Genomic DNA, 11,747 nt, shown 5'->3' with positions numbered 1-11,747 from the left:
GCGAAAAAAAGATGGCTACGTAGCTCAGTTGGTTAGAGCACATCACTCATAATGATGGGGTCACAGGTTCGAATCCCGTCGTAGCCACCATCTTTTTTGCGGGAGTGGCGAAATTGGTAGACGCACCAGATTTAGGTTCTGGCGCCGCAAGGTGTGCGAGTTCAAGTCTCGCCTCCCGCACCATTCACCCGAAAGCGTTGCACGGATGGGGTATCGCCAAGCGGTAAGGCACCGGTTTTTGATACCGGCATTCCCTGGTTCGAATCCAGGTACCCCAGCCATTTTTCTTCGATATAGCGGTTCACCGCAACGGTCATTGGGGTATCGCCAAGCGGTAAGGCACCGGTTTTTGATACCGGCATTCCCTGGTTCGAATCCAGGTACCCCAGCCATCGAAGAATATGATAGTATTTGGCTACGTAGCTCAGTTGGTTAGAGCACATCACTCATAATGATGGGGTCACAGGTTCGAATCCCGTCGTAGCCACCATATTAAGGATGTATCGATTTAGTTCGGTTAATCCAAAAAATTGTTGGGGTATCGCCAAGCGGTAAGGCTCTGGTTTCTGATACCAGCATTCCGAGGTTCGAATCCTCGTACCCCAGCCAATTTCAAAAAGTCGTCCACTCTGTGGGTGCGCCCGTTGGGGTATCGCCAAGCGGTAAGGCTCTGGTTTCTGATACCAGCATTCCGAGGTTCGAATCCTCGTACCCCAGCCATTTAAGAAAAGCTCGCTTCGGCGGGCTTTTTGCTTTTCCGTTACCAGTAAACTACTTTGCCGGGTGGCGGTAAGCCTTACCCGGCCTACATGACGCGTAGGCCTGATAAGCGCAGCGCCATCAGGCACCACTTGAGCTACAACCCTAACGCATACTTCAGCGCCTGACGTTTCAGCACGCCTGCGCGCTCGGCAGCCATCAGGCCAAGATTGCGCATAATACGCAGAGGCTGCAGGTTGTTGCTAAATCCAGCGTAGAATAAATCCATCCCACTTTGCATGATGAAGTTGTCGGTCATCCGGCGGTTCTGATAGCGCTTCAGTACCCGTTGGCTGGCCCAGGATTCACCGTAGCTGCGGGCATTCACCAGCACATCTATCAACGCATCAACATCACGGTACCCCAGATTCACCCCCTGCCCGGCAAGCGGATGAATGGTGTGTGCGGCATCGCCCACCAGCGCTAACCCAGGCTGAACGTACTGCAACGCGTGGCGGCGAGTAAGGGGAAACGCTCCTGCGGCAACAGGCGTAACATAGCCCAGACGTGAAGGGAAATATTTAGCGATCTCCACCTGGAGTTGCGCCATATCGAGACTCTGCAACTGGCGGATGCGTGCCGGAGAGTCATACCACACCAGCGAAGCCCAGTTATCGAACAGCGGTAAAAACGCACGCGGCCCGTCAGGGGTAAACTGCTGCCAGGTGCTGTCTCCCGGCGAATTCTCACATTGCACGGTAATCAGCATACAGGATTGCGCGTACTGCCAGGCATGAATGCCAATCCCGGCCATTTGACGCACCTGAGAATTCGCGCCATCAGCACCAATCACCAGTTTTGCAGTTATCTTTTCACCACCGGCCAGTTCAAGCTCATGCCGATCATTATGTTGATGCAGAGAAATCAGTGAGGCCGGCACCCGCAGAGTCACTTTGGGATGCGCTTCCAGCGCCTGCCACAACGCTTGTTGCAGGACGGTGTTTTCCACCATATAGCCCAGCAAGGGCAGCTTTAGTTCAGCGGCGTCAAACACCACGTGGGCATTCTCCCACTCCCAGGTTTCCAGACGACGATACGGATGAGTGCGCATGCCCTGCACCGCGTCCCAGACGCCCAGCCCTTTCAGCAAAGATGCAGAAGCGGAACTAATGGCTGAAATACGGATATCAGGCTGACTGTCAGCCACAAACGGCGCAGGCACGGCATGTTCAATTACCGTCACTGTAAATCCATGCTGCGCCAGTCCAAGCGCCAGCGCGCCGCCGACCATCCCCCCGCCGACAATGGCAATTTCCGTTGGTTGATTTGTCATGGTCAATCATCCTGTTACATGTATTGTGTAAGTTTACAGGATTTTTTACCCCTTGAGGCTGACATCCGTCATACTGGTCACAACCGCGCCAACGCAGTACACTATGCGCCCTGCATTTCAGCCACAATTTCGCAAGAGCAAGTCGATGACTAAAAAACTCCATATTAAAACCTGGGGCTGTCAGATGAACGAATACGATTCATCGAAGATGGCCGATCTGCTGGATGCCACCCACGGGTATCAACTGACCGACGTGGCGGAAGAAGCGGATGTGCTGCTGCTGAATACCTGCTCAATTCGCGAGAAGGCTCAGGAAAAAGTTTTCCATCAGTTAGGTCGCTGGAAACTCTTAAAAGAGAAAAACCCGGATCTGATTATCGGCGTGGGTGGCTGTGTCGCCTCTCAGGAAGGCGATCATATTCGTCAACGCGCACACTACGTTGACATTATTTTTGGGCCACAAACCCTGCACCGCCTGCCGGAGATGATCAACAAGGTTCGCGGCAGCGTTAAGCGTAGCCCGGTGGTGGACATCAGTTTCCCGGAAATCGAAAAATTCGACCGCCTGCCGGAGCCGCGTGCTGAAGGTCCAAGCGCGTTTGTGTCCATAATGGAAGGTTGCAACAAATACTGTACTTACTGCGTGGTGCCTTACACCCGTGGTGAAGAAGTCAGCCGTCCGGCGGACGATATCTTGTTTGAAATCGCCCAGCTTGCGGCGCAGGGTGTACGAGAAGTCAACCTGCTAGGACAAAACGTTAACGCCTGGCGCGGTGAGAACTACGACGGCACAACCGGCTCGTTCGCGGATTTACTGCGTCTGGTGGCTGCGATCGACGGCATTGACCGTATTCGCTTTACCACCAGTCATCCGATTGAGTTCACCGACGATATCGTTGAAGTTTATCGCGATACCCCAGAACTGGTGAGCTTCCTGCACCTGCCGGTACAGAGCGGTTCAGATCGCGTACTGAACCTGATGGGACGTACCCATACTGCGCTGGAATACAAAGCGATCATCCGCAAACTGCGCGCTGCGCGCCCGGATATCCAGATTAGCTCCGACTTCATCGTGGGCTTCCCTGGCGAAACCACGCAAGATTTCGAGCAGACCATGAAGCTGATTGCCGATGTCAATTTCGACATGAGCTACAGTTTTATCTTCTCTGCCCGCCCTGGCACGCCAGCCGCCGATATGGTTGACGACGTCCCGGAAGAAGAGAAAAAACAGCGTCTGTATATCCTGCAGGATCGCATCAACCAGCAGGCTACGGCCTGGAGCCGTCGTATGCTCGGCACTGTCCAACGCATTCTGGTCGAAGGCACGTCGCGTAAAAGCGTGATGGAGCTGTCGGGTCGTACCGAAAATAACCGCGTGGTGAACTTTGAAGGTTCCCCGGATATGGTCGGTAAGTTTGTGGATGTTGAAATTACCGACGTTTGGACTAACTCTCTACGCGGCAAAGTCGTGCGTACCGAGGACGAAATGGGCCTGCGCATCGCGGAAAGTCCGGAGTCGGTCATTGCGCGTACCCGCAAGGAGAACGATCTGGGTGTCGGCATTTATCAGCCGTAATTACCATAACCCCTCCTCTATCCCCTGAATAATTCGAGTTGCAGAAAGGCGATAAACGAGCAAATCCCCAGGAGCATAGATAACTATGTGACTGGGGTGCGCGAGTACAGGCAACGCCTCTGCGGCTTGAAGTATGACGGGGAGGGTCTTGTATTTCCTTCCTACACCCCCATATTTATCGCAATGCTTGCGCCTTTTCCCTGTGGCGTGAATAATTTCCCTACATGCCGGTAAATGTTCAACGTCCGGCGATATCTGCATAAGAGGAACGGTTTGAACATAGACACTCGCGAAATTACCCTTGAACCCGCAGACAATGCCCGCCTGTTGAGCCTCTGCGGTCCTTTTGATGACAACATCAAACAGCTGGAACGTCGCCTCGGCATCGAAATTAACCGCCGCGACAACCACTTTAAGCTGACCGGTCGCCCGATTTGCGTCACCGCTGCGGCAGATATTTTACGTAGCCTGTATGTCGATACCGCCCCAATGCGCGGCCAGACGCAGGACATTGAGCCGGAACAAATTCACCTGGCAATTAAAGAAGCGCGTGTGCTTGAGCAGAGCGCAGATAGCGTGCCTGAGTTTGGCAAAGCGGTGAATATCAAAACTAAGCGTGGCGTGATCAAACCGCGTACGCCGAATCAGGCGCAGTACATCGCCAATATTCTCGACCACGACATCACCTTCGGCGTCGGCCCTGCAGGTACGGGTAAAACCTACCTGGCGGTAGCCGCCGCGGTCGATGCGCTTGAACGCCAGGAGATCCGCCGTATTCTGCTGACCCGTCCGGCGGTTGAAGCCGGTGAAAAACTGGGCTTCCTGCCAGGCGATCTTAGCCAGAAAGTCGATCCCTATTTACGACCGCTGTATGACGCGCTGTTCGAAATGCTCGGCTTTGAGAAGGTCGAGAAACTTATTGAGCGTAACGTTATTGAGGTCGCCCCGCTGGCCTATATGCGAGGCCGTACGCTGAACGATGCGTTCATCATCCTTGATGAAAGCCAGAACACCACCATCGAACAGATGAAGATGTTTCTGACCCGTATTGGTTTCAACTCCAAAGCGGTTATCACGGGCGACATCACCCAGATTGACCTACCGCGCAGCACCAAATCCGGCCTACGGCATGCTATCGAAGTGCTGGCTGAGGTTGACGAAATTAGCTTTAATTTCTTCCATAGCGAAGACGTGGTACGCCACCCGGTGGTTGCCCGTATCGTGACGGCGTATGAAGCCTGGGAAGAAGCAGAACAGAAACGTAAAGCCGAACAGGCAGCGGAACGTAAGCGTGAAGCCCAGGAGCAGGAACAAAAATGAGTCAGGTTATTCTCGATTTACAGCTGGCATGTGAAGATAACGCCGGTTTACCGGATGAGCGCCAGTTTCAGGCATGGCTGGATGCGGTGATCCCGCAGTTTCAGGCAGAGTCAGAGGTTACTATTCGCCTGGTCGATGATGCTGAAAGCCACGAACTGAACCTGACCTATCGCGGGAAAGACAAATCAACCAACGTGCTGTCCTTCCCGTTTGAAGCTCCGCCAGGCATCGAACTGCCACTGCTGGGCGATCTGGTCATCTGCCGTCAGGTGGTTGAAAAGGAAGCTCTGGAGCAAGGTAAGCCCCTTGAAGCCCACTGGGCGCACATGGTGGTACACGGTAGCCTGCATCTCTTGGGCTACGACCATATCGAAGACGACGAAGCAGAAGAAATGGAATCCCTCGAAACAGAGATTATGCTTGCTCTGGGCTATGAGGATCCGTACATTGCCGAGAAGGAATAACCTGCTGCCGGTACAGCCGGCCGCAGATTTCGACGCCGGGCACTGAGTTTACGTGCCTTGAGCAACCTATTAACTAACATGAGAACCCATACGACGCCATGAGCGACGACAATTCACACAGTAGTGACACCTTACACAGCAAAAAGGGATTTTTTTCCCTGTTACTGAGCCAACTTTTCCACGGTGAACCAAAAAACCGCGACGAACTGTTGGAGCTGATCCGTGATTCCGGGCAAAACGACCTTATCGATGAAGATACGCGCGATATGCTCGAAGGGGTGATGGACATTGCGGACCAGCGCGTTCGCGACATCATGATCCCCCGTTCCCAGATGATCACCCTGAAACGCAACCAGACCCTGGACGAATGCCTTGATGTCATCATCGAGTCCGCCCACTCGCGTTTCCCGGTGATCAGCGAAGACAAAGATCACATTGAAGGGATTCTGATGGCGAAAGATTTGCTGCCGTTTATGCGCAGCGATGCCGAAGCCTTCAGCATGGAAAAAGTGTTACGCCAGGCAGTTGTCGTACCTGAGAGCAAGCGTGTTGACCGCATGCTGAAAGAGTTCCGCTCTCAGCGGTACCATATGGCTATCGTTATCGACGAGTTCGGCGGTGTCTCGGGTCTGGTGACCATTGAGGACATTCTTGAACTGATCGTCGGTGAAATCGAAGACGAGTACGACGAAGAAGACGATATCGATTTCCGTCAGCTCAGCCGCCACACCTGGACCATTCGCGCGCTGGCGCCGATTGAAGACTTCAACGAAGCCTTCGGCACCCACTTTAGCGACGAAGAAGTCGATACCATTGGTGGTTTGGTGATGCAGGCCTTTGGTCATCTGCCCGCACGTGGAGAGACTATCGACATTGATGGTTACCAGTTCAAGGTCGCCATGGCCGACAGTCGTCGTATTATTCAGGTTCATGTCAGAATTCCGGACGACTCACCCCAGCCAAAACTGGACGAATAAACCCGAAACTGGATCAAAGACTACATGGCATTTGCCCCTTTAATTGAACGCCAGCGCATTCGCCTGCTGCTGGCGTTATTATTCGGTGCCTGCGGAACGCTGGCTTTCTCTCCGTATGACATCTGGCCTGCGGCGATTATTTCGCTGATCGGTCTGCAGGCGTTAACCCTCAACCGCCGCCCGCTCCAGTCTGCCGCTATCGGCTATTTCTGGGGAATGGGGCTTTTTGGCTCCGGCATCAACTGGGTCTATGTCAGCATTGCGCAATTTGGCGGTATGCCTGGCCCGGTTAACGTATTCCTCGTGGTATTGCTAGCGGCGTACCTCTCGCTGTACACAGGTTTATTTGCTGGAATTCTGTCACGCCTGTGGCCGAAAACCAGCTGGCTGCGGGTGGCGATTGCTGCACCGGTAGTCTGGCAGGTAACCGAATTCTTGCGCGGCTGGGTGCTGACCGGCTTCCCGTGGCTGCAGTTTGGCTACAGCCAGATCGACGGTCCGCTGAAAGGTCTGGCGCCTGTAATGGGCGTTGAGGCGATAAACTTCCTGTTGATGATGGTCAGCGGTTTGCTGGCGCTGGCGCTAGTCACACGTAACTGGCGTCCCCTGGTTGCTGCCGTGGTGCTGTTTGCACTGCCCTTCCCACTGCGCTACATCCAGTGGTATACGCTGGAGCTAGAAAAAACCACCCAAGTTTCGATGGTGCAAGGTGACATTCCGCAGTCGCTGAAGTGGGATGAAGGTCAGCTCATCAACACGCTGAAGATTTACCTTGATGCGACGCAGCCTGAGATGGGCAAATCGCAGCTGATCATCTGGCCAGAGTCCGCTATTCCTGATCTGGAAATCAATCAGCAGCGTTTCCTCGGCATGATGGATGACCTGTTAAAATCTAAAAACAGCACGCTAATCACCGGTATTGTTGACGCCCGCCTTAACAAGCAGAACCGCTACGATACCTACAACACCATCATCACGCTGGGCAAAGACAGTCCATACAGTTACGACTCCACTAATCGCTACAACAAAAACCACCTCGTCCCATTTGGTGAATTTGTGCCGCTGGAATCGATTCTACGCCCGCTGGCGCCGTTCTTTGACTTACCCATGTCATCCTTCAGCCGAGGGCCGTATGTGCAGCCACAGCTTCAGGCACACGGCTTTAAGCTGACGGCGGCAATCTGCTACGAAATTATTCTTGGCGAACAAGTACGGGATAACTTCCGCCCGGATACGGACTATTTGCTGACCATCTCCAACGATGCCTGGTTTGGTAAATCCATTGGTCCGTGGCAGCACTTCCAGATGGCACGCATGCGGTCACTGGAGCTGGCACGTCCGCTGTTGCGTAGCACTAACAATGGCATCACAGCGGTAATTGGCCCACAAGGTGAAGTACAGGCCATGATCCCGCAGTTTACCCGACAGGTACTAACCACCAGCGTTACCCCGACAACGGGCCTCACGCCGTATGCGCGTACCGGTAACTGGCCGCTATGGCTGCTTACCGCACTGTTTGGCTTTGGCGCGATCGTCATGAGTCTACGCCAGCGTCGCCGTTAAATTCGTAGGCCGGATAAGGCGGTACGCCGCCATCCGGCAATCACGCCTCACCACGCCGGATAGCGCTTTGCTTATCCGGCCTACAAAAACCCTTTCCTCCCCATTCTGGCACGCCTATTGCTTTGTTATACAAGGCAAACGCTGTTTTGGTTGAATGTGCAACCTGGTCGCACCAGCATTGAGCACAGGTAGCACCTGAAAAGTGCAACAAGATATTTTTGCCCCCAAATGGTGCGGCGCACTTCGCAAAAATAAACAATAACACAGCAAATTCTTTACATTCATCCAAACTAAATGTTAACAAACATATACAAGACTGCACTTTTAAGTAGCAAACAATAACAACATCACAATGGGTATCAATGCGTCCCTGACGCAGACGATAAAGGAGTTGGATATGCAATTACGTAAGCTCGCCACAGCCATGCTGGTCATGGGAATGTCTGCCGGTCTGGCGCACGCCGAAGATGCCGCCCCTGCGGCAGGTAGCACCCTGGATAAGATCGCTAAAAATGGCGTGATCGTTGTCGGACACCGTGAATCCTCGGTCCCGTTCTCCTACTACGATAATCAGCAAAAAGTGGTCGGTTATTCACAGGATTACTCCAACGCAATTGTTGAGGCCGTGAAGAAAAAGCTGAACAAGCCAGACCTGCAGGTCAAACTGATTCCGATTACCTCCCAGAACCGTATCCCGCTGCTGCAAAACGGCACCTTCGACTTTGAGTGTGGTTCCACCACCAACAACGTTGAGCGCCAGAAACAAGCGGCGTTCTCTGACACCATTTTCGTTGTCGGCACCCGCCTGCTGGCGAAAAAAGGCGGCGACATCAAAGATTTTGCTGACCTGAAAGGCAAAGCGGTGGTTGTGACTTCCGGTACCACTTCGGAAGTGTTGTTGCATAAGCTCAACGAAGAACAAAAAATGGATATGCGCATCATCAGCGCGAAAGACCACGGTGACTCTTTCCGTACCCTGGAAAGCGGTCGCGCCGTCGCCTTTATGATGGATGATGCCCTGCTGGCTGGTGAACGTGCGAAGGCGAAGAAACCGGACAACTGGGAGATCGTCGGCAAGCCACAATCTCAGGAAGCGTATGGTTGTATGCTGCGTAAAGACGACGTCGCGTTCAAAAAGCTGATGGATGACACCATTGCGCAGGCACAAACCTCAGGCGAAGCGGAAAAATGGTTTGATAAGTGGTTTAAAAACCCAATTCCGCCGAAGAATTTGAACATGAATTTCGAGCTGTCGAGCGAGATGAAAGCCCTGTTCAAAGAACCGAATGATAAAGCACTTAACTAATTAATTAGAAGAGTACACAAAATCTTTCAAGTTGTATCAAGGCGGCAACTGAGCGAATTCCCGGGAGCTTACATGAGTAAGTGACCGGGATGAGTAAAGGCAGCCAACGATGAGACAGCTTGAAGGATGAAGTGTAATCAGGGAGGCTTCTCCTCCCTCTCGATTGTTACTCGGCACGGACAGACTATAAGCCTGATGGTCGTTCCCCATCAGGCTCGAAAACCGAAAAACGCTGAATGACAATCTTCGAGGGTAGCGCTGCTACCCTTTTTTTTCTGGAGTAGATTTATGTCTATAGACTGGAACTGGGGTATTTTTTTACAGGAAGCCCCGTTCGGCAACACCACCTATCTCGGCTGGCTCTGGAGTGGTTTCCAGGTCACCGTCGCGTTATCTATCACCGCCTGGATTATTGCTTTTCTAATCGGTTCCTTATTCGGCATCTTACGCACCGTTCCCAACCGTTTCCTTTCCGGGATTGGCACGTTGTATGTTGAACTGTTTCGTAACGTTCCGCTTATCGTCCAGTTTTTTACCTGGTATCTGGTGATCCCCGAACTGCTGCCGGAAAACATCGGCATGTGGTTCAAGGCGGAGTTGGATCCCAACATCCAGTTCTTCCTCTCATCAATGCTCTGCCTGGGGCTGTTTACCGCCGCCCGCGTGTGTGAGCAGGTGCGCGCCGCGATTCAGTCTCTGCCTCGCGGGCAAAAAAACGCCGCGCTGGCGATGGGGCTGACGCTACCGCAGGCTTATCGCTATGTTCTGCTGCCTAACGCCTACCGCGTGATCGTGCCGCCAATGACGTCAGAGATGATGAACCTGGTGAAAAACTCCGCCATCGCCTCGACCATCGGTCTGGTCGATATGGCGGCACAGGCGGGCAAACTGCTGGATTATTCTGCCCACGCCTGGGAGTCGTTTACGGCTATCACTCTTGCCTACGTATTGATTAACGCCTTTATTATGCTGGTGATGAATCTGGTTGAACGTAAAACTCGCCTGCCTGGCAATTTGGGAGGCAAATAATGTACGAATTTGACTGGAGTTCAATTGTCCCCTCCCTGCCGTATCTGCTGGACGGGCTGCTCATCACGCTGAAAATTACCGTTACGGCGGTCATTATTGGCATCGTTTGGGGAACTATCCTTGCGGTAATGCGTCTGTCCAGCTTCGCGCCCATTGCCTGGTTTGCGAAGATCTACGTGAACGTATTCCGCTCTATTCCGCTGGTCATGGTGCTGCTGTGGTTCTATCTGATTGTGCCGGGGTTCTTACAGAACGTATTAGGTCTGTCGCCGAAAACTGATATTCGCCTCATCTCAGCGATGGTGGCATTTTCGATGTTTGAAGCGGCGTACTATTCAGAGATTATCCGAGCCGGGATCCAGAGTATTTCCCGCGGACAGTCCAGCGCCGCACTGGCGTTAGGGATGACCCACTGGCAGTCGATGAAGCTCATTATTCTTCCGCAGGCATTTCGCGCGATGGTGCCGTTGCTGCTTACTCAGGGCATCGTCCTGTTCCAGGATACCTCGCTGGTCTACGTATTAAGTCTGGCAGATTTCTTCCGTACCGCCTCCACCATTGGCGAGCGTGACGGCACACAGGTCGAGATGATCCTGTTCGCTGGCGCCGTCTATTTTGTATTCAGTCTGAGCGCATCGTTGTTGGTCAGCTATTTGAAGAAAAGGACAGTTTAATGATTACCCTGAAAAATGTTTCTAAATGGTATGGTCACTTTCAGGTGTTGACCGACTGCTCCACGGAAGTGAAAAAAGGTGAAGTAGTGGTGGTATGCGGTCCGTCAGGTTCCGGTAAATCAACGCTTATCAAAACGGTAAACGGCCTGGAGCCTGTGCAACAGGGTGTGATCACCGTTGACGGCACCGTGGTGAATGACAAAAAAACCGATCTGGCCAAACTGCGTTCTCGCGTGGGCATGGTCTTCCAGCACTTTGAACTGTTCCCACATTTGTCGATCATCGAAAACCTGACTCTGGCCCAGGTGAAAGTGCTTAAACGCGATAAAAAACCCGCGCGCGAGAAAGCACAAAAGCTGCTTGAACGTGTGGGATTATCTGCCCATGCCGAAAAATTTCCGGCTCAGCTTTCCGGTGGACAGCAACAGCGCGTGGCCATTGCCCGGGCACTATGTATGGATCCTATCGCCATGCTGTTTGATGAACCCACCTCAGCGCTCGATCCAGAAATGATCAACGAAGTCCTGGACGTTATGGTCGAGTTGGCCAATGAAGGGATGACCATGATGGTGGTCACCCACGAAATGGGCTTCGCACGGAAGGTGGCGAACAGGGTGATCTTTATGGATGAAGGTAAAATTGTGGAAGACTCACCGAAAGAAGAGTTCTTTGCCAATCCGAAATCAGACCGTGCCAAAGACTTCCTCGCCAAAATACTGCATTAATCTTCCCGGCGCGCACATCAAAGTGCGCGCCAAATCACGCTTTCTTTCTTCGCTTCTCGAATCACATACAGCCCGGCGTTA

At 52.8% G+C, this 11,747-nt stretch carries 10 protein-coding genes and 7 tRNA genes; 16 read left to right on the top strand and 1 reads right to left on the bottom strand.

Annotation, left to right across the window (positions count from 1 at the left end; translation table 11 throughout):
* Positions 1 to 13: 13 nt before the first annotated feature.
* The 7 genes from IMQ48_RS08470 (at position 14) to IMQ48_RS08440 (ending at position 720) form a co-directional block, all read left to right on the top strand.
* Positions 14 to 90, top strand: a tRNA-Met gene (locus IMQ48_RS08470).
* An 8-nt stretch (positions 91 to 98) separates the two neighbouring features.
* Positions 99 to 183: transfer RNA gene (locus IMQ48_RS08465), tRNA-Leu, on the top strand.
* A 23-nt stretch (positions 184 to 206) separates the two neighbouring features.
* Positions 207 to 281, top strand: a tRNA-Gln gene (locus IMQ48_RS08460).
* Between the two features lie 36 nt (positions 282 to 317).
* A tRNA-Gln gene (locus IMQ48_RS08455) sits at positions 318 to 392 on the top strand.
* Between the two features lie 21 nt (positions 393 to 413).
* A tRNA-Met gene (locus IMQ48_RS08450) sits at positions 414 to 490 on the top strand.
* 44 nt (positions 491 to 534) lie between these two features.
* Positions 535 to 609, top strand: a tRNA-Gln gene (locus tag IMQ48_RS08445).
* Between the two features lie 36 nt (positions 610 to 645).
* Positions 646 to 720 (top strand) — tRNA-Gln (locus IMQ48_RS08440).
* A 136-nt stretch (positions 721 to 856) separates the two neighbouring features.
* On the opposite strand, the gene ubiF is transcribed toward IMQ48_RS08440, so the two are convergent.
* Positions 857 to 2,032, bottom strand: coding sequence for a 3-demethoxyubiquinol 3-hydroxylase (ubiF, locus tag IMQ48_RS08435; protein ID WP_196208668.1), 1,176 nt, complete (start codon positions 2,030 to 2,032; stop codon positions 857 to 859).
* Positions 2,033 to 2,177: 145 nt separating this feature from the next.
* On the opposite strand from ubiF, the gene miaB reads away from it, so the two are divergent.
* From miaB to gltL, 9 genes are all read left to right on the top strand, one after another.
* Positions 2,178 to 3,608 carry a tRNA (N6-isopentenyl adenosine(37)-C2)-methylthiotransferase MiaB gene (gene miaB / locus IMQ48_RS08430; RefSeq protein ID WP_196208667.1) on the top strand — a complete coding sequence of 477 codons (1,431 nt, stop codon included), beginning with the start codon at positions 2,178 to 2,180 and terminating at the stop codon, positions 3,606 to 3,608.
* Between the two features lie 273 nt (positions 3,609 to 3,881).
* Positions 3,882 to 4,928, top strand: a complete 1,047-nt coding sequence (locus IMQ48_RS08425) for a PhoH family protein (RefSeq protein WP_003022776.1) — start codon at positions 3,882 to 3,884, stop codon at positions 4,926 to 4,928.
* A complete protein-coding gene (ybeY, locus tag IMQ48_RS08420) occupies positions 4,925 to 5,392 on the top strand; it encodes an rRNA maturation RNase YbeY (protein WP_196208666.1) in 468 nt (155 codons plus the stop codon). Before IMQ48_RS08425 ends, ybeY begins: the two co-directional genes overlap by 4 nt.
* Positions 5,393 to 5,490: 98 nt before the next feature.
* Positions 5,491 to 6,369, top strand: a complete 879-nt coding sequence (gene corC / locus IMQ48_RS08415) for a CNNM family magnesium/cobalt transport protein CorC (RefSeq protein WP_181618902.1) — start codon at positions 5,491 to 5,493, stop codon at positions 6,367 to 6,369.
* A 24-nt stretch (positions 6,370 to 6,393) separates the two neighbouring features.
* The gene (gene lnt, locus IMQ48_RS08410; protein ID WP_196208665.1) at positions 6,394 to 7,932 is read left to right on the top strand and encodes an apolipoprotein N-acyltransferase; all 1,539 of its coding nucleotides are present in this window, start codon (positions 6,394 to 6,396) and stop codon (positions 7,930 to 7,932) included.
* A gap of 397 nt (positions 7,933 to 8,329) precedes the next feature.
* On the top strand, positions 8,330 to 9,238 hold the full coding sequence (gene gltI / locus IMQ48_RS08405; protein WP_196208664.1) for a glutamate/aspartate ABC transporter substrate-binding protein GltI: 909 nt from the start codon (positions 8,330 to 8,332) through the stop codon (positions 9,236 to 9,238).
* A 288-nt stretch (positions 9,239 to 9,526) separates the two neighbouring features.
* Positions 9,527 to 10,267 carry a glutamate/aspartate ABC transporter permease GltJ gene (gltJ, locus tag IMQ48_RS08400; protein WP_096757888.1) on the top strand — a complete coding sequence of 247 codons (741 nt, stop codon included), beginning with the start codon at positions 9,527 to 9,529 and terminating at the stop codon, positions 10,265 to 10,267.
* Complete coding sequence (gltK, locus tag IMQ48_RS08395; RefSeq protein WP_135322684.1) at positions 10,267 to 10,941, top strand: glutamate/aspartate ABC transporter permease GltK; 675 nt, start codon at positions 10,267 to 10,269, stop codon at positions 10,939 to 10,941. The genes gltJ and gltK overlap by 1 nt, the downstream gene beginning before the upstream one ends.
* Positions 10,941 to 11,666: a glutamate/aspartate ABC transporter ATP-binding protein GltL gene (gene gltL / locus IMQ48_RS08390; RefSeq protein ID WP_196208663.1), complete on the top strand. Its 726-nt coding sequence runs from the start codon at positions 10,941 to 10,943 to the stop codon at positions 11,664 to 11,666. The genes gltK and gltL overlap by 1 nt, the downstream gene beginning before the upstream one ends.
* Positions 11,667 to 11,747: the final 81 nt, after the last annotated feature.

Origin of the sequence: Citrobacter sp. Res13-Sevr-PEB04-36 (genome assembly GCF_015672735.1) — a bacterium.
Lineage (GTDB): Bacteria > Pseudomonadota > Gammaproteobacteria > Enterobacterales > Enterobacteriaceae > Citrobacter.
Note: the sequence above shows the minus strand (reverse complement) of the source record. Positions and strands in the feature narration are given on the sequence as shown.

What these genes read in the sequence shown, in the direction of transcription:
- ubiF (WP_196208668.1), bottom strand. Translation starts at nt 2,032, where the DNA reads ATGACAAATCAACCAACGGAAATTGCCATTGTCGGCGGGGGGATGGTC.
- miaB (WP_196208667.1), top strand. Translation starts at nt 2,178, where the DNA reads ATGACTAAAAAACTCCATATTAAAACCTGGGGCTGTCAGATGAACGAA.
- ybeY (WP_196208666.1), top strand. Translation starts at nt 4,925, where the DNA reads ATGAGTCAGGTTATTCTCGATTTACAGCTGGCATGTGAAGATAACGCC.
- corC (WP_181618902.1), top strand. Translation starts at nt 5,491, where the DNA reads ATGAGCGACGACAATTCACACAGTAGTGACACCTTACACAGCAAAAAG.
- lnt (WP_196208665.1), top strand. Translation starts at nt 6,394, where the DNA reads ATGGCATTTGCCCCTTTAATTGAACGCCAGCGCATTCGCCTGCTGCTG.
- gltI (WP_196208664.1), top strand. Translation starts at nt 8,330, where the DNA reads ATGCAATTACGTAAGCTCGCCACAGCCATGCTGGTCATGGGAATGTCT.
- gltJ (WP_096757888.1), top strand. Translation starts at nt 9,527, where the DNA reads ATGTCTATAGACTGGAACTGGGGTATTTTTTTACAGGAAGCCCCGTTC.
- gltK (WP_135322684.1), top strand. Translation starts at nt 10,267, where the DNA reads ATGTACGAATTTGACTGGAGTTCAATTGTCCCCTCCCTGCCGTATCTG.
- gltL (WP_196208663.1), top strand. Translation starts at nt 10,941, where the DNA reads ATGATTACCCTGAAAAATGTTTCTAAATGGTATGGTCACTTTCAGGTG.